Genomic DNA, 20,061 nt, shown 5'->3' with positions numbered 1-20,061 from the left:
CGCGCCCGCGCCTCAGGAGATCAGCTCGATGTCGTGGAAACGCATGACGCCGAACCAGGCACTGGTCTCCTCCCGCATGACGCGCTCCGTCTCGATCGCGACCTCACGGATCCGCTCCAGCGTGCGGGCTCGCTGCAACTTCCCTTCGAGGCCCTCCAGCAACTGGGCCATCCGCAGGTAGCGCTGGCTGTGCTGCCGGAACTGGGCCTGCGTCCGGATGCCGTGCACGGCGGCGCCGAGGGTCGGCATGCCGATCGACAGCACGATGAGGAGCAGCCCCCACGGGGAGTCGTGGTCCGCGTCCTGACCGGCGCCCAGCATGTGCAGCAGAGCGGCGATCAGGGTGATGCCGAAGATGACGCTGGTCGTCAGGTACAGCCTGGTCTCCCAGGCACCGTGCCGCCGGGCCGCCTGCTGGTGGTAGCGGATCTGGGCGCGGATCCAGTGCTGGCTGAGGTGTTCCTTGAGTGCGGGGACGTCCGCCGGCGTCAGACGAACCGGCGGGCGGCGGGCGGTGATCTCCAACACGGCCCGTCTGACCCATGCTTCGGACGGGTCGAAGAGCTCGCCTCCGCCATCGGTGCGCGCCCTCCGGCTCCTCGTTCCGCACAGCGCGAAGAAGTACTCGGACCGCAGGCGTTCGGCCAGGAACCGGTAGGAGATCCAGCGGTCGAGCACCCGACGCCGGTGGGTCGCGATCGGGACCACCAGCAGCAGAGCGAGCAGCACGATCTCCACCGCGGTGATCCAGTCGTGCCGGGGAAGGAAGGTGACTTGGGTGGCGACGGCGACGACGGCCGCCGCCGCCATAAGGAAGATCGCCGCGCTCGCCACGCGGAAACGGCGGTGCAGCCGCGATGCCAGGGCGTCCGCCCGGACGAAGTAGGGAACGATCCAGTCGGCGACGGCCTCGTGGGCCTGCTCGACGGCCGCCGATCGGCCCGCGGCCCCGGGCCTGAGCCGGTCCCGCTCGACGCGTACCAACCGGCGGAAGTCGCGCACTCTGCCCGCGTTGTACTGGCGGAACTCGTACGCCGCTTCGCGCGTTCCACGGGCGCGGGTCTCCTCCAGCCGGTATTCCACCCGCGGCTCACCCGTCGTACGGATCCACGCCAGGGGCACGCCGCGCTCCTGTGCGTAGCCCACGATGGCCGCGGTACCGCCCCGCCCCCGGGCCGGGCGGCCGTCCCAGAGGGCAACCATCACGTCGCACCGGTCCACGATGTGGTACCCGGCCCGCTCGTACGCCTCCTCCCTCGTCGCCGCCGCCGGCGCCTGCCAGACGGCCGCGGACCGGGCGAGGAGCGCGCGGAACGCGGCCCGTGACTCCGCGCTGCCGAAGTCGCTGACGTAGTCGTCGGGCGGCAGGGGCAGCACCGCTTCCAGGGTGGCTCCGGGCCCTTCCAGCAACTCGGTGGCAACCAGCCGGTCGGCACCTTCCGCCAGCGCCGAGAGGACGCGCACCGTTGGCAGCGGTCCCGTTACGCCGGACAGCCGTGCCCTCAGCCCGCGGACCGCCTCCTGGATCGCGGGCACGAGGTCGCCCGGACATTCCAGAGTGCGGTGCCCGGTCACGCCGACCCGGAGCGTGAACGGCAGGCGCCCTTCGCCACCCGGGGGCGACGCAGTACCCGACGGCTCCACGCTCATGGCGTGCCTTCCGAACCGTCGTGCGGCGCGGGCCTTTTCAGCGCTTCCAAGTCCTGTCTGTCCTTCAGTTCCTGGAGGACCTCGCTCATCTGGTGCACCCACCTGGCGCGCTCGCCCCTCAGGACCGCCTCCGTCTTCATGACCAAGACGACGACGGCGCGAGCCCCCTGCTCCTCGGGGGAACGCGCTTCCCAACGCTGCCTCAGCACCTCAAGATCACCGGCGGCTCGGTTGTAGGCCATGATGTTGGCGTCGGCCTGCACATAGCCGAGGGCGGCCAGCGCAGCGGTCGACACCCCGGTGGTCAGCCCGATCCACGGATCGACCTGGACGGCCGCCAACAGCGTGCCCGCCGCTCCCGCACAGATCGCCAGAGCTTCCAGCACGGTCCGCACCCGGTGCAGATGCCGAACCCGGGAGTGGTAGTAGGCGATCTGGTCCCCCACTCGCATCCCTACGTACTGCGCGGCCGTCAACGGGCTCAGCCCGTCATCGGCGCAGCCACTGCCGGCCATCGGAGGCGGCAACGGCCCGCGGTACGGAGTGAGGGGAGCGGTGCCGGCGTTGGTCCTGACCAGCCGGCCCTCGATGTCACCGAGCCGCTGGAGCGTCCGCCGACGACGCTCCGCGGCTGTCCGCCCGCCGCCCTCTGCGGGACCGGCGGCGCCCTCAAGGATCCGGTGCCGATAGATCTCGGCCTTCACGTCCTCGGCCGCGGCGCGCAGTGCGATCCACCGCGGACCGCGGGCGTGGCGGCTGGCCCAGGCGATGAGGACCGAGACCGCGACCGGTACCGCGACGACCACCCAGTGCAGCTTCTTCCCGCCGATCTCGGAGTCGATCAGCGCGAGAAGCGTGGCGAGGACCCCGAGCACGAGGATCACCGCCTGCAAACGTTGGAAGGCCCGGCGCAGCCGGGTGGCGAGCCAGTCATAGGTGGCGAACGTCTGCCAGGCGGCCTTGAGCACCGGCTTGTCCTGCAACTCCCAGGCGAGACGGCACGCGAGTGCACTGGGGTCCCGCTCGGAGAGCATCCGTAGGTCACCGTGGCGGACGATCTCCTCCACCTCGGCCGTCTCGTCCGCCTTGCCTGCCTCTTCCTCTCTGTGTGCCTGTGCCTGTGCCTGCGTCTGTACCGCTGTCTCTGGCCCTGCCCCCTCCTCCGCTTCCGCCTTGTGGTCGGCTGCCGGCGACCGAGAGCCGTCCCGATGCGGCCGGTGTGGCAACCGGGCCCGGCCCGATCGGTGCAACCGCTGCCCGCGCTCGGCGAGTTGCCCGGCCAGCCCGCCGGACCACGCCAGGACGAAGACCGGGACGCCGCGGTGCACCGCCGACAGCAGCTCCGCCCGGGCGGCCGGGCCGCCCCCCGCCAGAACGGTCACCACCGGCGCTCCCCCCGCCAGAGCGGCAGCCACGGCCGGTTTCCAGGCGGCAGCTGTGTCCCCCTCGGCCGCGTCGACCTCGATGACCTGCGTATGCCCCGGTACCGGCCCCTGTTCCTGCCCCTGCCCCTGCTCCTGGTCGCCGTGGCCCAGCGCTCCCCGTCCGCCCGCTCGGTGCCCGGGGACCACACCGAGTACGGTCGGTGGACCGCCGGTGCCCCGTGCGCCGTCGGCAGCCAACGCGGCAGCGGCCACCGACCCGCGCCCGTCGTCGATCAGGACCGCACCACTCAGCTCCGTCGCCGTCGCGACCGCCGCACCCAGCGCCGCGGCGACCTGCCTCGGCACCCTCGTACCTGTTCCGTTCCGCAGCCCTGGTCGATCCCCCGGCCCGGTTTCATCGGCTCCGCCGCTGACCACGAGCACCGGTCGCCGCTCGGCCGGCGGAAACAGCCCCAGACGGGACAACGCCGCGTCCAGGGCTCCCACCCGGCCCGCTGCGCCCCGTCCGCCCTCGGCCCCCGGTCGAAATACCGTCCGCTCCTGAGGAAATGCGGTCGGTGTCCAGCCTTCTGCGGTTGCGGCCGACTGTCCCCGAACCCTCTCGTCACCGGATCCGAAGGTCATCGGGTCACCTCGGAGAACTCGCCGGTCCCGACACGTGCTGCCCCCTTCCCAGGATCTCCGGCCGCCCCGGCTCGCGCATCAGCAACTTCCGCCGTACCCACGGTGACCGGGCGGCTCCAGCCCGCTGTCCGCCGCTCCCGTGCCTGTCCGCTGGGGCGGCGCTAACCTGAAATCACAGCAGCGTGGGTCGGGAGCCACAGGAGCGCGGGCGCACATCGTGTGGGGATGCCCATGACATCGACAACGCCAGCAGGAGCTCCGGGAGGGCGTCGTCTCTTCGTCTCGTACGCGCGCCCTGACAGCGAGGCCGTGCTGAGGCTGGTGGAAGTGCTCAGAGCGCTGCGGCACGCCCCCTGGGTGGATCGCGAGCTGGAGTCCGAGGGCGGAAAGCCGTGGTGGGACCGGATCCTCGCGGAGATCGAGGGGTGCGACGCCATCGTCGTCGTGCTCTCACCTCAGCTCTTCGATTCGCTCCCCGCTCAACGGGAGCGCGAGTACGCAGCCGAACTCGGCAAGCCGCCGCTGCCCGTCATGGTCGAAGCCGTCACGCCCGACATCCTCCCGCGGGAGCTGAGCAGCCGGCAGTTCGTTGATTTCACCCAGGCCGACCCGTTGGCCGGAGCCAAGCTCGCGACCGCCGTGACCGGACTGCCCTACGCCCCGCCCCTGCCCGACCCGATGCCCAAACGCCCGGATGTGCCCTCCAGTTACCTGGGCGATCTCCGAGACCGCGTACGGTCAACGGCCCAGTCGCTGGACGAACAGATCTGGCTGATCACCGAGTTGCGTCGCCGTCTGGACCTGGAGAGGGAACGCCAAGCCGTCGTCACCCTGCTGCGTGAACTGCAACGGCGCCCCGATCTCTGTCATGCCGCCTGGCAGATCCTGGACCCACTGCTCAGGGATGTGAGCGGGGAACCGTCGGAAGTTCCCTCCCCCGGGCCGGGACCGCAGGAAGCGCCCGCCACGCCGTCCGCACCCGCGAGTCCCCGGCCGGAGCCGACGACCCCGGAATCCGATTCGCCGCCGGCCGGCTGGTATCCGGACCCGTCGGGCCGCCATCAACTGCGGTGGTTCTGGAACGGCTGCTGGACCAGACAAGCCTCCGACGACGGCAAGGTCATCGACGACCCGAACTTCTGAAGACGAGGGGAAACCACCACCATGAGCGCACCAGGACCGTCCTCCGGCGACCGCAGCAACTCCCCCGACCCTCCTCCCCGCCGGCACTACCCGCCCCCCACCGTGCCTCCCGTCTACCATCGGCCTCCCACTCGCGACACGAGAGCACCAAGGATCACGCAGGGTCCCAAACCGCCCACTTACTGGTGGCTGTCGATCATCACTTTCCTGTTCTTCTGGCTCCTCTTCGGCGCCGTGGGGATGTACTACTCGGCGCAGGTCTCCACCCGCTGGGGTTACGGAGACGCGGTCCGCGCCCGGCAGGCGTCGAAGTCCGCCCTCATCGTCAACCTGGTCGGGATCGGCATCGGTCTGGCAGTCTGGATCGCCCTGATCGCCCTCGGCAACAGCGGGGGCGGCGGTTCCTCGCCCCACTAGGTGCTCGGTTCGCCGTCGTGGGTCCATGGAGCGGCGTCGTATGTAGGTACAGCGGGGTCGTGGTTGGAGGGGGTCGTTGGGGCGGATATGCCCCAAATCCATGGTCTGGCGCAGGCGTTGAGCCGAGCTGAACTGAACTGAGCCGTCGCGATCCTCACGGGTTTCCCGGCCGACTGCGCCTGGCCCAGGGCGGGGCGAAGCGCAGCTCGACCGATGTCCTCCTCTGCGGGCTCAAGGAGTTCTGCCGTAGCGCGGGCCACATGAGCGGCCATAGCGCGGAGCCGCGTGGCCGCCTCGCTTGCCGGGGGGTCATGACTTCACCAAGCTTCCACCAAAACCGACCGGTGGGATTGTTAGGTAAGGCTTGCCTGGCCTAGTGTCTGCGCTCGTCCCCACCCCTTCCGACCGGAGTCCCCATGTCCAGCGCGCACATCGCTCTACTCGGCGCCATCGCCGGATTCACCATTTACCTGGGCCTGCCGATCGGTCGACTCCGCAAACCGACGCCCCGCCTGAAGGGCGGGCTGAACGCCGTCGCCATCGGCATCCTGCTCTTCCTCGTATGGGACGTTCTGACCCATGCCTGGGAACCCATCGACGAGGGGTTGAGCAAGCACCACTGGGGGCCTGTCGCCACCGGCGGGCTCGTCCTGGCCGCCGGGCTGGGGATCGGGTTGGTGGGGCTCGTGCACTACGACGCCTGGATCGCCCGTCGGCGCCAGGCAGCCGCCGGCACCCCCGCCGGGTCCGGCGAGGCCAGCACCACCGAATCGGCGCCCAAGATCCGAAGCCAGGCGAGCTCGCTGGCCCTGATGATCGCGACCGGCATCGGACTGCACAACTTCGCCGAAGGGTTGGCGATCGGCAACTCCGCCGCCCAGGGCGAGCTCTCCCTCGCAGTGCTGCTGATCATCGGCTTCGGCCTGCACAACGCCACCGAAGGCTTCGGCATCGTCGCCCCACTCGCCGCCGAAGGCGAGCGCCCGACCTGGACCACCCTGCTCTGGCTGGGCCTGATCGGCGGCGGCCCCACCTTCCTCGGCACCATCGTCGGCCAGCACCTGGTCAACGACACCCTGTCCATCGCCTTCCTCGGCCTGGCCGCCGGCTCCATCCTCTACGTGGTCATCGAGCTGCTGGCCGTCGCCCGCAAGACCGGCCTGAAGACGCTCACCACCTGGGGCATCTTCGTCGGCCTCCTCCTCGGCTTCGCCACGGACGCGGTGGTCACGGCAGCCGGAGCCTGAACCTGCTGGGCGGAGAAATCCCCCACCGTCGGCCGCCCGCCAGGAGGATCCCCGGGCGGCCGACGCGCATGGCCGACCAGCCGCAGCTACCGCACAGCACCACCCGTGGCGGCCCCGGCCAGCGGCAGCCACGGCTGCCAGAACCACCACTCCACTACCGCACCCGCCCGGCAGTCGACCGGAGTCGGCACCCGGGACACCATGCCCCGCAGCCTGACTGGCTCCGCGCTGTCGCATCTGGACCCCGCCGACTCAGGCACCCACCCGGATTTGCCTTCGAGTGGACTCCAACCACCACACTGACCAGGCTGGGATCGGTGCTGTGGACAGAGTGGACAGAAAGGCGTCAGCTGATGGAAACGACTGGTCGGACGGGGCATCCCCTGCCGTACGACATCTACCGACAGGCGATCGAGCGGGAGACCCTGCACTTCGCCGAGCTGGCCAAAGGCGCGGACCCCGCGACCGCGGTGCCCTCCTGCCCCGACTGGACACTGACCGAACTCACCCAGCATGTGGGAGCGCTCCAGCGCTGGTTCTGCACGCTGCTGACCCGGTTGGTGCAGGAGCCTCCGCGCAGCCGCGACGTCGAGCTGGGACTGCCGGAAAGCCCGGAGGAGTACGCGGACTGGGTGGTCGCGGGCGTACCCGAAGTGGCCGCCGTGCTGCGGGCCACGGATCCCCAAGCGGCGATGTGGGCCTGGGGCGAGGACCAGCACGCGCGGTTCTGGGCCCGCCGGATGCTGTTCGAAACGCTGGTGCACCGGATGGACGCGGAACGTGCCGTCGGCCGGGAGTCGGACGTCGATCCCGTGCTGGCGGCGGACGGCGTCGACGAATTCCTCGTCAACCTTCCCTACGCGGGCCTCTTCGCCCCAGCCGTGACGAAGCTGCACGGCAACGGTGAGACCATCGCCTTCCAGTGCCCGGACTCCGCGGGCGGCACCGACGAGGAGTGGCGGGTGCGGCTGGATCCGGACGGTTTCCGCCTGCTACCGCAGGCCCGAGCCGACGCCGCGCCGTCCGAGGCGACGGCGACGGTACGGGGACCGGCGGCGGACCTCCTGCTGCTGCTCTACGGGCGAAGGTCGTACCAGGAGACAGCCTTCGTCGTCTCGGGGCAGGCAGCGATCCTCGACCACTGGTTCGCCCACACGGCCTTCTGAATCGCGCCGGAAAGAGCGCTGGTAGAGCGGTTGGTTCCGGACCGAACGGAGATCGTCCCGCACGGCGGCAGGACAAAGGCCCTGCCGCCGGGGGCGGTGTCCGGGCATCCGACACTGCCTCGGAGTCAAGCAACGTCGCGGCGCATAGAGAGGGTCCGCCGCGGAGTTCGTGGTCCGGAGTTGTCAGGGGCGATGAGTACTGGGGAACCGGCCTGTCCGGCGCCGTCATCGAACGACTCCAACGCCAGGTGGTCGAGGCGGGCCTCGCGAACCGCGCTCGGCTCCGGCGCCAAGCACCCGACGTCGTCGAGGGATTGCCGTCGGAACGCCGAGCTCTACGCGCACGAGCAACTAGCCGGGCAGGTAAGCGACTTCACGTGCCTGATCCGCACGCTCCCGACTCTCCCGGACGACGGCCCCCTCACCCGCTGACCCGCCGGACCGGCCCTGGCGCAGCGCGCACCTACGGGCGGTAGAGGGCGTGGGCGCGCGTCAGGTCGGCGGGCCCGTCCTGGCCGAGGTGGAAGAAGTAGTTCACCTGCCATGCCTGGGTGCTGCCGGCCTGTCGGTTGGTCGTGGTCACCCACGGCGGATAGACACGGAATCCGCGCTTCCCGCCGGAGCCGTTGCGGGAGACGATGTTGCGCTCGCACAACACCTCGCGCGGGAACACGAACTGCCCGAAACCGTCGTCGTCGCGGCTGCTGATGACAAAGAGGTCCACCCCGTCGTCGGCGTCGAAGGGCCGGATCGGCCCCTCCTCGGACCGCTGCCACACGGTGACGAACTGGCCCACCTTCGTCGGCGTGGTCTTGGCCACCCGGAACCGAACCGAGCGGCCGTCGAGCGTGAACGCGCAAGCCGCGTACTCGGCACTCTCCGGTTCGGGCACCGGCAGTGAACAGGCGAAACCGCTCGGGTCGTACACCAATGCCTTCGCCGCCAGCAGGTCGCCGTGCAGTCCCGTCCACGGCTGATTCGTCACCATGCCGCCATCTTGCCATCGCACACTTGTGCGCACTGCCGTGGGTAGCACCGCAGCACCGCAGCACCGCAGTACCGAAGTACCGCGGTGTCGCAGTGCCACGGTGTCGCCTGTGCCTGTGGTCTCCGTCAGGGAGCGGGTTCGTCCTGCCGAAGGCGTCGGAAAACCGTGGGGGCCGTCCAGCCACGCAGCGTGGCCTGGATCGTCGATCGGAATGCGGCGTCGGCCGTGGGGGCGTCGAGGGCCCCGGCGAGTTCGAGTGTCACCAGCCCGTGCAGGGTCACCCAGAGCGAGACGGCGATCGACGTCACTTCACCGTCGAGGACGGACTCCGCCACGGCGCGATCGATCGCCGCGACGAGCGGCCGGACGGGGTCACCGGTACCGACCGCCCCTGACGGCTTGAAGGATTGCACTCCACCGAACAACACCGCGTACAGGTGCCTGTGTTCGCGCCCCCATCGCCGGTACGCGGCGGCCAGTGCGTGGAGGTCGGCGAGGGCGTCCTCGGAGGTCGGCGCCGCCGACAGTGCCTGGAACAGGCCGGTGACGGCCCTGTCGCGCACCGCTCCGATCAGTCCGTCCTTGCCGCCGAACAGGGAGTACACCGCGGTCGTCGACGCACCGGCGGCCGTGGCCACGGCGCGGACCGCGACCGACTCCTGCGGACGGGTGGCGAGCATCTCGGTCGCGCACTCCACCAGTCGCTCTTTGACGGTCTCGTCGTTCGTTCGCGGCCTACCCATGACACGAACCCTACCTTCTTTGATAACGTCGTTTTGAAACAGCGTTCTGAAACTTCGGAGGTTCGCCGTGCCCACGTTCGCCGTGCCCAAGTTCGCCATACGCCTTGCCCGTTTCACCGGACGCTCGCTGCTGGCCCTGGCCGCCGTCGCGACGCTGATCGTCGTCTTCCTCGTGCTGATCGTCCTCACCGACGGGGCGGGCTCGGGGTTCGGCGCCTGGTTGGCGGCCCTTGGCGTCGGGACGGTCGCCGCGCTGTGGCGGGGACGGCGTCGCACCCGGGCGGCGCGGTTCGTGCCGTTCCTGCCGGTGGTTGTCGCGGCAGCGCTGACGGCGTCGGTCTGCATCCCCACCGCGCCCACGGCCCCGCGGCAACCGTCCACCCTGCCCTTCGTGGCCACGCAGCACTGGAGCCTGGCTACCGGCAGCCGGGTCGCGGTGTACCACTACCCGCCCGCGAAAACCGGCCCCCGGCATCCCGTCCCGTTCGTGTACCTCAACGGCGGTCCGGTGCGCGGCATTTCACTCGTCGACCACCGCTTCCTGCAACTCCTGGCGCGCCAGGGCTACGACGTCTACGCCTACGAGCAGGCAGGCGGCGGACGAAGCGACCTGCTTCCCACGGACCAGTACACGATCTCCAGGTCGGTCCGTGACCTCGGCGCCTTCGTCGACCGCCTGGGCAAGGGCCGGGTCGACATCCTCGGCTTCTCTTCAGGCGGCGTCGTGCTCACGCGCGCCCTGGCCGATCCGCACGTCGCCGCACGCCTGCACCGGGCGATCATCGCCGACCCCGGTCCGATGGACGGCCCCACCGCGCACCTCACCGGGCACAAGGGCCGACCGTCCGCCATCGGACTCGCGCCGACCATGCCCGGACCGCGGTCGACACGCGTCCCCCGGTACGCCACCGCATTCGGCCTCATGCGACTCGGGCTGCTCACCCCCGACACCGGGCTGATCGGACAGGCCGAAGGCGACAACGCGTTCACCGCTGCCGACCTCGGCAGCGACACCGCATCCGCCTACTGTGCGCGCGACGCGCACCGCATCCCGACCGAGGACACCGCGCAGAACTTCTCCTTCAGCCCCGCCGCCAGCCTCCACGTCCAGCAGACGGTGCAGGACGCCCCCTCCCTCGCCCCGCAACTGAGGCGCTCCCGGACCCCCGCGATGCTGATGATCGCCGAATGCTCCTCCCAGGTCCGTCAATGGGCGACCGCCGTCCTGGCCGATGACCTCGCCATCCAACGCACGCAGTACATGCCCGGAGTCGGGCACCACATGTGGAACGGCCTGGACGACAACAACGACCGAGCCGCCGCCGTCATCACCGCGTTCCTCCAGGCCGCGCCGGCACCCGTACCGAACTACCCGACCCGCGACGAGATCCCCACCTTCCTCCGCAACCACGAGTGAAGCCCCGGCAGCCCAGCAGCCCTTCGCAATCGCCATCGGTATCGGCGTCGGCATCGCTCTTTCACCATGAGGCTCAGTGCGTTCCGATGTCGTACGTGGTGCCGTCGGCGACGGCCTGGAGTTTGTCCGGGTTGGCCACGTTGTGGAGGGCGGTGATACGGCCGTCGGCGTCGAAGTCGAAGGTGACGGTGGCGATCACGCGTCCCGGCGCGCTGAACACCATGCCCGGCCCGCCGTTGATCTCGACGAGTTCGGCCTTCATGTCGGCGGGCTCGACGCCCTGGTAGGTGACGGTGCCGATGGCGGCGAACCAGGCTGCCACCGTGGCCGCACCCACGACCGGACGCAGGGCCTGGCGGACCTTGCCGCCGCCGTCGGTCCACAGGGTGACGTCCGGGGAGAGCAGTTCCATCAGGGCGTTGACGTCCCCGCCGGTCGCGGCGGCGAAGAACTGCTCGGTGGCCTCGCGCTGCCGCGACCGGTCCGCGGCGAAGCGCGGCCGCCGGGCCCGCACATGCTCGCGAGCACGGTGCGCGGCCTGCCGCACCGCGACTTCCGAACGCTCCACCGCCTCCCCGATTTCAGCGTGGCTGAAGTCGAAGACCTCCTTCAGCACGAACACCGCGCGCTCCAGCGGGCTGAGCGTCTCCAGCACCACCAGCATGGCCATCGACACCGACTCGGCGTCCATGACGACCTCGGAGGCATCCCCGCCGGTGAGGATGGGCTCCGGAAGCCACGGCCCCACATAGGTCTCCCGCTTGTGCCGGGTGGAGCGCAGCCGTTCCAGAGCCAGGTTCGAGACGATGCGCGTCAGGTACGCCTTGGGGTCGGCCACCTGGGAGCGGTCCGCGGCGGACCATTTGATCCAGGCGTCCTGGACCGCGTCCTCGGCGTCGGCCGCGGTGCCCAGCAGGCGGTAGGCGACCGAGAACAGCAACCGCCGGTGCTCGTGGAAGACCTGCTGGTCGGGGTGGGCGGACGGGATGGTCACTGGGCCTCCTGGTTCCGGGTGAAGCGGCCGCCGCGGGGCCAGATCGCGCCCGAGGCGGGCATCTTCTTCATACGGCCGTAGGTCGGCCAGGGTGAGGCGGTCACCGTCTCCTTGTACCGGACGGCCATGCGGCCGGTCAGGCAGATCCGGCGCGGGCTGTCGTCGGGCCGGGTGAACTGCACCACGGCGTCACGGCGTCCCAGGCTCACCGGCGTGTGGTAGTAGCCGAAGCGGAACGGCTTGGGCTGCTTGCCCCGCAGCACCCGGTCGATCGAGAGCGCGGCGTGCACCCCGGTCGGCATGCCGCCCTGGCAGGTGCCGTGCATGACGCCGTAGCCCTGGCGGATCGCGGCGGCGTCGCCGATCGCGTACACCGCGGGGTGGGACACCGAGCGCAGCGCGGCGTCGGTGCGGATGCGTCCGTGCTCGTCGACCGCCAGCCCGGCGGCGGCCGCCAGCGGCGCCACCCTCGTGCCGCTCGTCCACAGGACGGCGTCGGCGGCGACGCTCTCCCCGCCTGCCAGCTCCACTGCGTCGGGCAGTACCTTCACCACCTCGACGCCGGCGCGCACCCGGACGCCCAGCCGGTCGAGCGCGGCGCGCAGATACGCTCTCGCCCGCGGGTTCATGGCGGCGCCGGGCTCCTGCCGGCCCAGCAGCACCACGTTCGACCGCGGGTACCGTTCGGCGATCTCCGCGGCCGACTCGACGCCGGTCAGGCCGCTGCCCGCGACCACCACCGTGCCGCCGCCGAGCCGTGCCAGCCGGTCGGCCAGCAACTCGGCGTCCTGGGCGCCGTTCAGGGTGTACGCGTGGTCCTCGACCCCCGGGACCGCCGAGGTGTCGGCGACCCCGCCCAGCCCGTACACCAGCGTGTCGTAGGCCAGCACCCGGTCGTCGTCGATCCGCACGGTGCGGGCGTCGGCGTCCACCGCCGTGACCCAGCCGCGCACGAACCGCACGCCCGTGCCGTCCAGCAGCTCCGGGATGCTGAACTCGGCGAGCCCCTGCCCGGTCGCCGTCATGTGCAGCCGCATGCGCTCGGTGAACCGCTCCTGCGCGTTCACCACGGTCACCCGCACCCCGTCGCGCCCCTTCAGCCGGGCCGCGAGTTGGACGGCCGCGCCCATGCCCGCGTATCCCGCTCCCAGGATCACCACGCGGTGCGCGGTCGCCGTGCCGGTCCCCTGCTGTGCGCTCATCGTTCCGTCCTCCTCGGCTCGCTTGCAGACGCCCACCAGATGGGAGCAGGCGGCCTGGACGTGACACGGGCCGAATGTGATGCGCGCCACAGCCCCAATCGGGGCTCGCCGGAAGGCAGTCGACCGGCCTACAGGCACGGGCCCCACCGCTCATGCGGTGGGGCCCGAAACCGAGGTCTTCGGCAGGAGTCTGCCGCAGCGTGCGGGTCAGCCGCCCTGGCCGGCGCTGCCGAGCGGGCCGACCTTCACCGGGGAGTCGGTGCCCTCCGTGACGGGCAGCGTGCCGGCGCCCGGCCAGGCGAGGGTGACCGACTTCGTCTCGTTCGGCGGGGTCACCACCAGCCCCGTGATGCGGACGCCGGAGCCGCCCGACTTGTTGACCGGGTAGTGGATGCCGAAGTACACCGATTTCCCGTCCTTGAGGAGGATCGGGGTGGCCTTCTCGCCAGTGCGCTTCGCGGACAGCGATCCCGCGCTGGTCTTCAGGTCGACGCCCGCGTACCCGGACATCGCGCAGTCCCTGCCGCCGCCGTTCTTCAGCTGCACCGCGACGGTGCCATCGGGGTCGCCGGTGATGGTGCTGTCCTTCGCCGTGACCTCCAACTCGTCGGTGCGGCACTTGCCAACCTTGCCGTTCTCGTTGGAACCGGTCCCGGCGACCGTGCCCTGCCCGCCGGAGCTCTTCCCTCCGGAGCTCTTCCCGGCGGAGTCCTTCCCGGCGGAGTCCTTCCCGCCGCCCTGATCGCCGCCCGTGGCGGACGAAGAGTCCGGCGCGGCGCCCGAGTTCGTGTCCTGGCACGCCGTCATCAGCATGGCGCAGCCGGCGAGGGCTGCGGAGACGAGAAATGCCTTACGGCGGGCGCCGGACATGAAAGACCCCTTGGTATCCAGTGGTTGAAGCCCTGCGGCTTCGGTTCCTCGGTATGTGCTTGATCAACTATGACAGGACCGTGAACCGAGGGACACCGGCGGCGTCGGGGTCCGGCGTCAGTACACCGGCACCGCTGGGCAGCGTCCTCCAGCGCCTTGACGATCCGGTTGCTCATTCGAAGCTCACTCCCGCGGCCTTCGATTCGAAGTCAGCGGCGTGCGACGCCACCGTCCGCGCATGCCCACGCAACACCTCGGCGCGTTTGTGCAATTCCTCGGGATGGATGGAGAAGCTCTCCCCCACGCCACCCCCGCCACCGCCACCGGCGGAGACGCCGAGCGCGGACTCGGCGGCCTGGAAGACCATGCCGCTCACCGCCTTGCCGACCACCTCCACCAGCGGATTGATGGCCGCCTCGACGACCTGGCCGATGATGTACTGCTCCAACTGATCCTCAAGGAACTTGATGAGCTTCTTGCCGGCCGCGATGACCAACGCCTCGGCCGCCTCCGCGATGCCGATTGCAGGTGTCGAAGGCCGCGCGGTCATCCGCTAGCCCCGCGCAACGGCGGTAGTGGTTGAACGGTCATGGGGGTGTCGGTGGCCGTCGCTAGAAGTAGCCTTCGCGCTTCCGGTCTTCCATGGCGGCCTCGGAGAGCTTGTCGTCGGCGCGGGTTGCGCCCCGTTCGGTGATTCTGGATGCGGCGATCTCGGCTATCACGGCGTTCACCGTGGCGGCGTCGGAGTCGATGGCTCCCGAGCAGGACATATCGCCGACAGTGCGATAGCGCACCCTCCGCCTTTCGGTCTTCTCGCCCTCCTCGGGCCCGCCCCAACTGCCTGCCGCCAGCCACATTCCGCCACGTCGGAACAGCTCGCGCCGATGCGCGAAATAGATCTCCGGCAGGTCGATCCGCTCGCGGGCGATGTACTGCCACACGTCCAGTTCGGTCCAGTTGGAGAGGGGGAAGACCCTGACGTGTTCACCGGGTGAGTGTCGGCCGTTGTAGAGCTGCCAGAGCTCCGGGCGTTGGTGCCGTGGGTCCCATTGCGAGAACTCGTCACGCAGGGAGAAGATCCGTTCCTTGGCGCGGGCCTTCTCCTCGTCACGGCGGCCGCCGCCGAAGACCGCGTCGAACCGCTCGTTCCGTATCGCCTCCGTGAGCGGCACGGACTGCAGCGGGTTACGGGTGCCGTCCGGGCGTTCGCGCAGCTCGCCGCGGTCGATGTAGTCCTGTACGGAGACGATGTGCAGCCGTAGGCGGTGCCGGGCCACGGTGCGGTCCCGGTGGTCCAGGACCTCCGGGAAGTTGTGCCCGGTGTCGACATGGAGCAGGGGGAAGGGTTGCGGCGCTGGTGTGAACGCCTTCAGCGCCAGGTGCAGCATGACGAGGGAGTCCTTGCCGCCCGAGAAGAGGAGCACCGGACGTTCGAACTCGCCGGCCGCCTCGCGGAAGATGTGCACGGCCTCGGACTCCAGCAGGTCCAGGTGGGCCAGGGCGTAGGAAGGGTCGGCGCCCACCACTGCGGTCACCTGACGTGGGGGAAGGGCCCCAAGGGTGTCGGGACTCCGAGGAACGGGGCGAGGCGTTCGTAGCCTTCCCCGGCACAGGGACGCAGGAGCAGCAGATCGTCCTGGCGGCCGTCGAAGTGGCGGCACACGAGGTCCACATGGCGGCGGTACACGGTCCGGAAGCGGTCCTCGTGGAACTCGTACCCGCCGTAGACAGCCGCCCGCAGGAAGCGTTTGACCTCCAGCTTGATACCGGCCTTCGCCGTCGTCGGGGTGGTGTCGACCGGGTTCCGCGCCCAGTGCTCGCGGCAGGAACGCAGCCAGCTCTCCTCGTCGCGAAGGGTGAGGACGAACCTGCTGCCGGGCCACAGGCGGTCCAGTTGCTGGAAGTAGGGGACCACGGTGATGTCGGCGATGCCCGCGCAGTGGTCCAGGTGCGGGAAGCGCGCGTCTCCCCGGTGCAGCGTGTCCAGGACGGCGCGGTCGGTGGGGTAGTGCAGTACGTCGAAGCCCAGCGTCCGGAGGCCCTCGGTCAGGGAACGGGTTCCGGTCCGTGACAGGCCCAGGCAGAAGACCTTGGGGTTCGGCACCGCGGCGTCGGACGTCATCGGTGACCTCCGGGCTGGTGGCAGCGCAGCCAGTCGAGTTGCTGGGCGAGTCCGTCGGCGAGCCCCGTCCGGGGCTGCCATTGCAGGAGTGTTCGGGCCCTGCTGGTGTCGGCCCAGGTGCCTGGGATGTCTCCGGCCTGGTCCGGGGCGGATCTGGTGGGCACCGGTCGTCCGGTCAGTTCGGCGATCGTGGCGAGCACCTCGGTCACCGAAACGCTGTTGCCACCGGCGACGTTCAGGACTTCGGCAGGGCCGGGAACTCCCGCTGCCAGCAGGGAGGCCCGCACGACGTCGCCGACGAAGGTGAAGTCACGGCGTTGCGTGCCGTCCCCGTAGACCAGCAGTTCCTCGCCGCCCAACGCGGCCTGTGGCGCGCGCTGGATCAGCATGTCCGGTCGCTGGCGGGGCCCGTACACGGTGAAGTAGCGCAGTGCCACGACGGTGGTGGCGGGTTGCGGCAACGAGCCGTAGGCGAGGGACAGTTGCTCGCCGGCGAGCTTGGTCACTCCGTACGGGGACATCGGCCGGGTCGGGCCGTCCTCGGTGACGGGCCGGTCGCCGGCGGATCCGTACACGCTGGAGGAGGAAGCCACCACCAGGCGGGGAAACCCCAGTTGGTGGCAGGTCGCCGCGAGCCTGCGGGTGGCGACGATGTTGCTGGCCACGTACTCCGGGAACCGGGCGCCCCAGGACGCCCGGACGCCCTGGATGCCCGCCAGGTTGAAGACGACGTCGACGGTGGTGAGCAGCGGGGCGAGCTCGCAGTCGATGAGGTCTGCCCGGGCCAGGGTGAACCCGGGCCGGCCCAGGCAGGCGGTCAGGTTGGCGGCGGCGACGGCGTCGGTCTCGGGGGACCGCCGGTCCAGCCCGGTGACTTGAGTGCCGTGGTCCAGCAGGGCCTCCGCGAGATGGGAGGCGACGAAACCCGCCACGCCGGTGACCAGCGCGGAGCGCGGCAATGACACGGTCATCGGGACCCCTCTGTTAGCCGGCTCAACGGGGAGCCCGCCGGTTCAGGTGCAGTCGGAACCAGGCGATGGTGCGGTGCAGGCCCTGGCTGAGCTCGACCGTCGGCTCCCAGCGCAGCACGGTGCGGGCGAGCGTGATGTCAGGGCAGCGGACCCGGGGATCGTCGACCGGGCGGGGCACCAGGGTGACCGTCGAGCGTGAGCCGGTCAGCTCGATGATCCGTCGGGCCAGGTCGACGATGCGCGTCTCGTGCGGATTGCCCAGGTTCATCGGTCCGGGGTGGTCGGAGCGGAGCAGCCGGAACACCCCCTCGACCAGGTCGTCGACGTAGCACATCGAGCGGGTCTGCCGGCCGTCGCCGGCGACGGTCAGCGGCTCGCCGAGGAGCGCCTGTTGGACGAAGGCGGGGACAGCGCGGCCGTCGTCCGGGCGCATTCGGGGCCCGAAGGTGTTGAAGAGGCGCAGCACGGCGGTGTCGACGCCGTGGCGTTGCCGGTAGGCGACGGTCAGCGCCTCGGCGAACCGCTTGGCCTCGTCGTAGACACCGCGGGGCCCGACCTGGTTGACGTGTCCCCAGTAGCTCTCGGGCTGCGGGTTGACCAGCGGATCGCCGTACACCTCCGAGGTGGAGGCGAGCACGAACCGCGCCCGGTGCTCCCGGGCCAGTTCCAGGGCGTTCAGCGTGCCGATGGAGCCGACCTTGAGCGTCTCGATGGGCAGTCGGCCGTAGTCGGCGGGCGCGGCCGGTGAGGCGAAGTGCAACACCGCGTCGACCGCGCCGGCGATGCGGATGCCCGTCGTCGCGTCGGCCCGCACGAACTCGAAGGGGCCGCGCTGTGGAAGGTGGGAGACGTTGTCCTCCTGTCCGGTCGACAGGTTGTCCAGGCAGACCACCGCGTAGCCTTCCGCCAGCAGGCGTTCGCACAGGTGGGAGCCGAGGAATCCCGCGCCGCCGGTCACTACCGCCCGCCGTCTGCGCGTCATCGCCGTCCTCCTGCGTGCCGTCGCGGCCGTGCCGCGTGCCGGCACAGCGTCAGCTCGGTCTCCGGCGCCTCGGCCGGCAGGACCGGGGGCTGGAAGGAATCGACGGGACCGTCGTAGTGGCACAGCGCCTCGTACACCGCGCGCTGGCCGGGCGAGAGCGGCGCCTCATCGGGCGGTGGGGCCTCGTGGTGCAGTCCGGGGTCGACGAAGGCGCCCAGTTCCGCTGGTAGCGAGGCGCGCCAGTCGATCCGGGCGCCGAGCTTGGTGAGGAAGGTCGCGGTGTGCCGGGCCCACCGCACCGGGTCGGCCAGCAACGTCTCGTAGTGGGTCACCAGGACGGGGCGTCCCACCGCTGCCGCGAGGACGTGGCGCAGGTACCGCTCCCACATGCACAGCGCCACCTCCCACGGTGTGCCGTCCCGCCGCCGGATCGACGCCGCAACCTCCAGCGGGTGTCGGACGCACAGCACCAGTGCGACGGGCACGTCGTGGAGGGCGGTGAACCAGAACGGGAGGGTGAGGCTGGTGCGGGGGTCCTTCCACACCCACTGGGGGGTGGGGTGGAGGCGTTCGAGCAGGTGGCGGGCGTGTTCGGGCGGCAGCCCTGGGAGCTGTGGGGCGCCGGCCCAGACGTCGAGCGGGGGCGGGCACCACGAGCTCCGGCCGAGTGCGTGCAGGATGGTGTTGTTGAGGTCGACCAGGGTGCGGCTCTCCCAGTGGCCGCGCTGGTTGCTCGGCAGCGCCGGCATCAGGTCGGAAGGCACGCACGTCGGCACGCCGAGCAGGTTCACCGCGCGGGTCACCGCCGAGGTCCCGCTGCGGTGCATGCCGATGACGAGGACGCCCAGTTGCTCTGTCATGACGGGACCTCCCGGGTGGGTCGGCCGGGGCGGTGCGGGAAGGGCTGGCCGGGTGTCGGTACGCCGAGGAACGCGGCGAGTTCGGGGTAGCCGTGGCCGTGTGCGAGGTCCAGCACCAGCAGGTCGTCGGGGCGGGCGGCGAAGTGCGCCGAGATGCGCCGTACGTGGTCCGGGTGGTCCTGCGCCCGTACGGTGAGGACGAACTTGCTGCCGGGCCATGCCCGGTCCAGTTCCTCGGCCCGGGCGGCTGCGGTCGCGCCGGTCATCCCGTCGTAGTGGCGCAGCGCCGGGAATTCCTCAAGGGGCCGGGCGGTGGGGTGCGCGTCGTGCAGTGCGCTGAAGCCCAGCACGTGCAGGGCTCGGTTCAGGGACTGGGTGCCGGTGCCGGGAAGGCCGATGCCGAAGACCTTGAACGGCGCGGCGGGCGGCGCGAGTCCGACGGGGTCGGCGGCCAGTGCGGCCGTCACGTCCTGGGAGCCGGCCTCGCCGTCGAGTTCGGTCAGCCCTTGCGCCGCCACCTCGCCCGGGGCGATCAGTGGCAGGTCGCGGAGGTAGCGGGCGATCTCCTCCGCCCCGGCCCCCTCGTCGACCGTCGCGGCCGCGTGCTGCACCCCGAGCCGGGCCGCGGTGAACTCGGGCTCGGGACCCCATCGGGCCATGGACTCGGCGAGCAGGTGTCTGCGGATGCCCGCGCGGCTGCGGAGCTGGCACAGGGCGTACTTCGCGAACAGGTCCCGGTAGCGCTGGAAGTGGTCGTGCAGGATGTGGAAGTCCTTGTACTGCCAGGTCAGTCCGAGGTCGCGCAGGACCGCGCCGACCAGGTAGCCCTCGGGCCACAGTGTCGCCCCCCGGGCGTCGGACGGCGCTGGTCGGGCGGCCATGGCCCGGACCACGTCGATCCGGGTGATCCGAGCGCCGCAGTGGATGCGCCGGCGGAACCGGTCGTGGCCGTAGGCGTCGACGCAGGGCAGGTCGTTGGTGTCCAGGAAGGGGCGGAGGTCTTCGAGGATCAGGCAGTCGGCGTCCACGAAGACCACGTGCGAACAGGAGTGGTCCAGTTCGTCGAGCATCCGGCGGACGGCGCGGGCGAAGGGCTTGACGTTGCGGATGACATGGGCGCGCTGTGGCTGGACGTGTCGTAGGGCGAGGTCGAGTGCGAGGTTGCTGGTGCGCTCCCCCACGGTTCGGAAGACCAGCTCCACGGGGCGGGAGCCGGGTGGGGCCCAGTTGCCGGGGAGGACGGTGATCTGCTCTTCATGAACGGCCTGATTCACGGTGCG

General features: G+C 70.7%; 19 protein-coding genes. 5 read left to right on the top strand and 14 right to left on the bottom strand.

Translation table 11 applies throughout. The features are described 5' to 3' along the window. Nucleotides 1–12: 12 nt before the first annotated feature. Entirely contained in the window at nt 13–1,536 is a 1,524-nt protein-coding gene (locus tag ACFVT2_RS34555; protein WP_390024486.1) for a hypothetical protein, read from the bottom strand. Nucleotides 1,537–1,646: 110 nt separating this feature from the next. Next, nucleotides 1,647–3,659, bottom strand: a complete 2,013-nt coding sequence (locus ACFVT2_RS34550) for a DUF4231 domain-containing protein (RefSeq protein ID WP_390024484.1) — start codon at nt 3,657–3,659, stop codon at nt 1,647–1,649. Nucleotides 3,660–3,884: 225 nt separating this feature from the next. Between ACFVT2_RS34550 and ACFVT2_RS34545 the strand changes: the two genes are divergently transcribed. The 4 genes from ACFVT2_RS34545 (at nt 3,885) to ACFVT2_RS34530 (ending at nt 7,632) form a co-directional block, all read left to right on the top strand. After that, nucleotides 3,885–4,802, top strand: coding sequence for a TIR domain-containing protein (locus tag ACFVT2_RS34545; RefSeq protein WP_390024482.1), 918 nt, complete (start codon nt 3,885–3,887; stop codon nt 4,800–4,802). A 21-nt stretch (nt 4,803–4,823) separates the two neighbouring features. Beyond that, nucleotides 4,824–5,219 (top strand): CD225/dispanin family protein, encoded by a 396-nt coding sequence (locus ACFVT2_RS34540; RefSeq protein WP_390024480.1) that lies wholly within the window; start codon nt 4,824–4,826, stop codon nt 5,217–5,219. 416 nt (nt 5,220–5,635) lie between these two features. Beyond that, nucleotides 5,636–6,466: a ZIP family metal transporter gene (locus ACFVT2_RS34535; protein WP_390024479.1), complete on the top strand. Its 831-nt coding sequence runs from the start codon at nt 5,636–5,638 to the stop codon at nt 6,464–6,466. 353 nt (nt 6,467–6,819) lie between these two features. Further along, nucleotides 6,820–7,632, top strand: a complete 813-nt coding sequence (locus ACFVT2_RS34530) for a maleylpyruvate isomerase family mycothiol-dependent enzyme (RefSeq protein WP_390024477.1) — start codon at nt 6,820–6,822, stop codon at nt 7,630–7,632. A gap of 463 nt (nt 7,633–8,095) precedes the next feature. On the opposite strand, the gene ACFVT2_RS34525 is transcribed toward ACFVT2_RS34530, so the two are convergent. Both ACFVT2_RS34525 and ACFVT2_RS34520 read right to left on the bottom strand, forming a co-directional pair. Continuing rightward, nucleotides 8,096–8,620 (bottom strand): MepB family protein, encoded by a 525-nt coding sequence (locus ACFVT2_RS34525; RefSeq protein ID WP_390024475.1) that lies wholly within the window; start codon nt 8,618–8,620, stop codon nt 8,096–8,098. Between the two features lie 125 nt (nt 8,621–8,745). After that, complete coding sequence (locus tag ACFVT2_RS34520; protein ID WP_390024473.1) at nt 8,746–9,363, bottom strand: TetR-like C-terminal domain-containing protein; 618 nt, start codon at nt 9,361–9,363, stop codon at nt 8,746–8,748. 67 nt (nt 9,364–9,430) lie between these two features. Here ACFVT2_RS34520 and ACFVT2_RS34515 point away from each other — a divergent pair, with 67 nt between their 5' ends. Further along, nucleotides 9,431–10,780: an alpha/beta hydrolase gene (locus ACFVT2_RS34515; protein ID WP_390024471.1), complete on the top strand. Its 1,350-nt coding sequence runs from the start codon at nt 9,431–9,433 to the stop codon at nt 10,778–10,780. Nucleotides 10,781–10,853: 73 nt separating this feature from the next. Here ACFVT2_RS34515 and ACFVT2_RS34510 read toward each other — a convergent pair whose 3' ends face one another. The 10 genes from ACFVT2_RS34510 to ACFVT2_RS34465 form a co-directional block, all read right to left on the bottom strand. Beyond that, complete coding sequence (locus tag ACFVT2_RS34510; protein WP_390024469.1) at nt 10,854–11,774, bottom strand: RNA polymerase sigma-70 factor; 921 nt, start codon at nt 11,772–11,774, stop codon at nt 10,854–10,856. Beyond that, nucleotides 11,771–12,976, bottom strand: a complete 1,206-nt coding sequence (locus ACFVT2_RS34505; RefSeq protein ID WP_390024467.1) for an NAD(P)/FAD-dependent oxidoreductase — start codon at nt 12,974–12,976, stop codon at nt 11,771–11,773. The genes ACFVT2_RS34510 and ACFVT2_RS34505 overlap by 4 nt, the downstream gene beginning before the upstream one ends. Nucleotides 12,977–13,183: 207 nt before the next feature. After that, nucleotides 13,184–13,846 (bottom strand): DUF4232 domain-containing protein, encoded by a 663-nt coding sequence (locus tag ACFVT2_RS34500; protein WP_390024465.1) that lies wholly within the window; start codon nt 13,844–13,846, stop codon nt 13,184–13,186. A gap of 172 nt (nt 13,847–14,018) precedes the next feature. After that, nucleotides 14,019–14,396: a hypothetical protein gene (locus tag ACFVT2_RS34495; RefSeq protein WP_390024463.1), complete on the bottom strand. Its 378-nt coding sequence runs from the start codon at nt 14,394–14,396 to the stop codon at nt 14,019–14,021. Nucleotides 14,397–14,457: 61 nt separating this feature from the next. Continuing rightward, entirely contained in the window at nt 14,458–15,381 is a 924-nt protein-coding gene (gene cysD, locus ACFVT2_RS34490; RefSeq protein WP_390024461.1) for a sulfate adenylyltransferase subunit CysD, read from the bottom strand. Further along, nucleotides 15,378–15,968, bottom strand: coding sequence for a sulfotransferase family protein (locus ACFVT2_RS34485; protein WP_390024459.1), 591 nt, complete (start codon nt 15,966–15,968; stop codon nt 15,378–15,380). The genes cysD and ACFVT2_RS34485 overlap by 4 nt, the downstream gene beginning before the upstream one ends. After that, nucleotides 15,965–16,939, bottom strand: a complete 975-nt coding sequence (locus ACFVT2_RS34480) for an NAD-dependent epimerase/dehydratase family protein (RefSeq protein WP_390024457.1) — start codon at nt 16,937–16,939, stop codon at nt 15,965–15,967. The genes ACFVT2_RS34485 and ACFVT2_RS34480 overlap by 4 nt, the downstream gene beginning before the upstream one ends. A 22-nt stretch (nt 16,940–16,961) precedes the next feature. Further along, the gene (locus ACFVT2_RS34475) at nt 16,962–17,921 is read right to left on the bottom strand and encodes a UDP-glucuronic acid decarboxylase family protein (protein WP_390024455.1); all 960 of its coding nucleotides are present in this window, start codon (nt 17,919–17,921) and stop codon (nt 16,962–16,964) included. Beyond that, nucleotides 17,918–18,781 carry a sulfotransferase family protein gene (locus ACFVT2_RS34470; RefSeq protein WP_390024453.1) on the bottom strand — a complete coding sequence of 288 codons (864 nt, stop codon included), beginning with the start codon at nt 18,779–18,781 and terminating at the stop codon, nt 17,918–17,920. Before ACFVT2_RS34470 ends, ACFVT2_RS34475 begins: the two co-directional genes overlap by 4 nt. Continuing rightward, nucleotides 18,778–20,055, bottom strand: coding sequence for a sulfotransferase (locus ACFVT2_RS34465; RefSeq protein WP_390024451.1), 1,278 nt, complete (start codon nt 20,053–20,055; stop codon nt 18,778–18,780). Before ACFVT2_RS34465 ends, ACFVT2_RS34470 begins: the two co-directional genes overlap by 4 nt. Nucleotides 20,056–20,061 lie beyond the last annotated feature (6 nt).

Origin of the sequence: Streptomyces sp. NPDC058000, from assembly GCF_042886435.1 — a bacterium.
Taxonomy (GTDB): Bacteria; Actinomycetota; Actinomycetes; order Streptomycetales; family Streptomycetaceae; genus Streptomyces.
The sequence above is the reverse complement of the archived record's forward strand: the minus strand, read 5'-3'. Positions and strand labels throughout refer to the sequence as shown.

Bases quoted from the DNA above. Each gene is read 5' to 3' on its own strand.
- ACFVT2_RS34550 (WP_390024484.1), bottom strand. From the start codon at position 3,659: ATGACCTTCGGATCCGGTGACGAGAGGGTTCGGGGACAGTCGGCCGCA.
- ACFVT2_RS34545 (WP_390024482.1), top strand. From the start codon at position 3,885: ATGCCCATGACATCGACAACGCCAGCAGGAGCTCCGGGAGGGCGTCGT.
- ACFVT2_RS34540 (WP_390024480.1), top strand. From the start codon at position 4,824: ATGAGCGCACCAGGACCGTCCTCCGGCGACCGCAGCAACTCCCCCGAC.
- ACFVT2_RS34535 (WP_390024479.1), top strand. From the start codon at position 5,636: ATGTCCAGCGCGCACATCGCTCTACTCGGCGCCATCGCCGGATTCACC.
- ACFVT2_RS34530 (WP_390024477.1), top strand. From the start codon at position 6,820: ATGGAAACGACTGGTCGGACGGGGCATCCCCTGCCGTACGACATCTAC.
- ACFVT2_RS34525 (WP_390024475.1), bottom strand. From the start codon at position 8,620: ATGGTGACGAATCAGCCGTGGACGGGACTGCACGGCGACCTGCTGGCG.
- ACFVT2_RS34520 (WP_390024473.1), bottom strand. From the start codon at position 9,363: ATGGGTAGGCCGCGAACGAACGACGAGACCGTCAAAGAGCGACTGGTG.
- ACFVT2_RS34505 (WP_390024467.1), bottom strand. From the start codon at position 12,976: ATGAGCGCACAGCAGGGGACCGGCACGGCGACCGCGCACCGCGTGGTG.
- ACFVT2_RS34500 (WP_390024465.1), bottom strand. From the start codon at position 13,846: ATGTCCGGCGCCCGCCGTAAGGCATTTCTCGTCTCCGCAGCCCTCGCC.
- ACFVT2_RS34495 (WP_390024463.1), bottom strand. From the start codon at position 14,396: ATGACCGCGCGGCCTTCGACACCTGCAATCGGCATCGCGGAGGCGGCC.
- ACFVT2_RS34485 (WP_390024459.1), bottom strand. From the start codon at position 15,968: ATGACGTCCGACGCCGCGGTGCCGAACCCCAAGGTCTTCTGCCTGGGC.
- ACFVT2_RS34480 (WP_390024457.1), bottom strand. From the start codon at position 16,939: ATGACCGTGTCATTGCCGCGCTCCGCGCTGGTCACCGGCGTGGCGGGT.
- ACFVT2_RS34475 (WP_390024455.1), bottom strand. From the start codon at position 17,921: ATGACGCGCAGACGGCGGGCGGTAGTGACCGGCGGCGCGGGATTCCTC.
- ACFVT2_RS34470 (WP_390024453.1), bottom strand. From the start codon at position 18,781: ATGACAGAGCAACTGGGCGTCCTCGTCATCGGCATGCACCGCAGCGGG.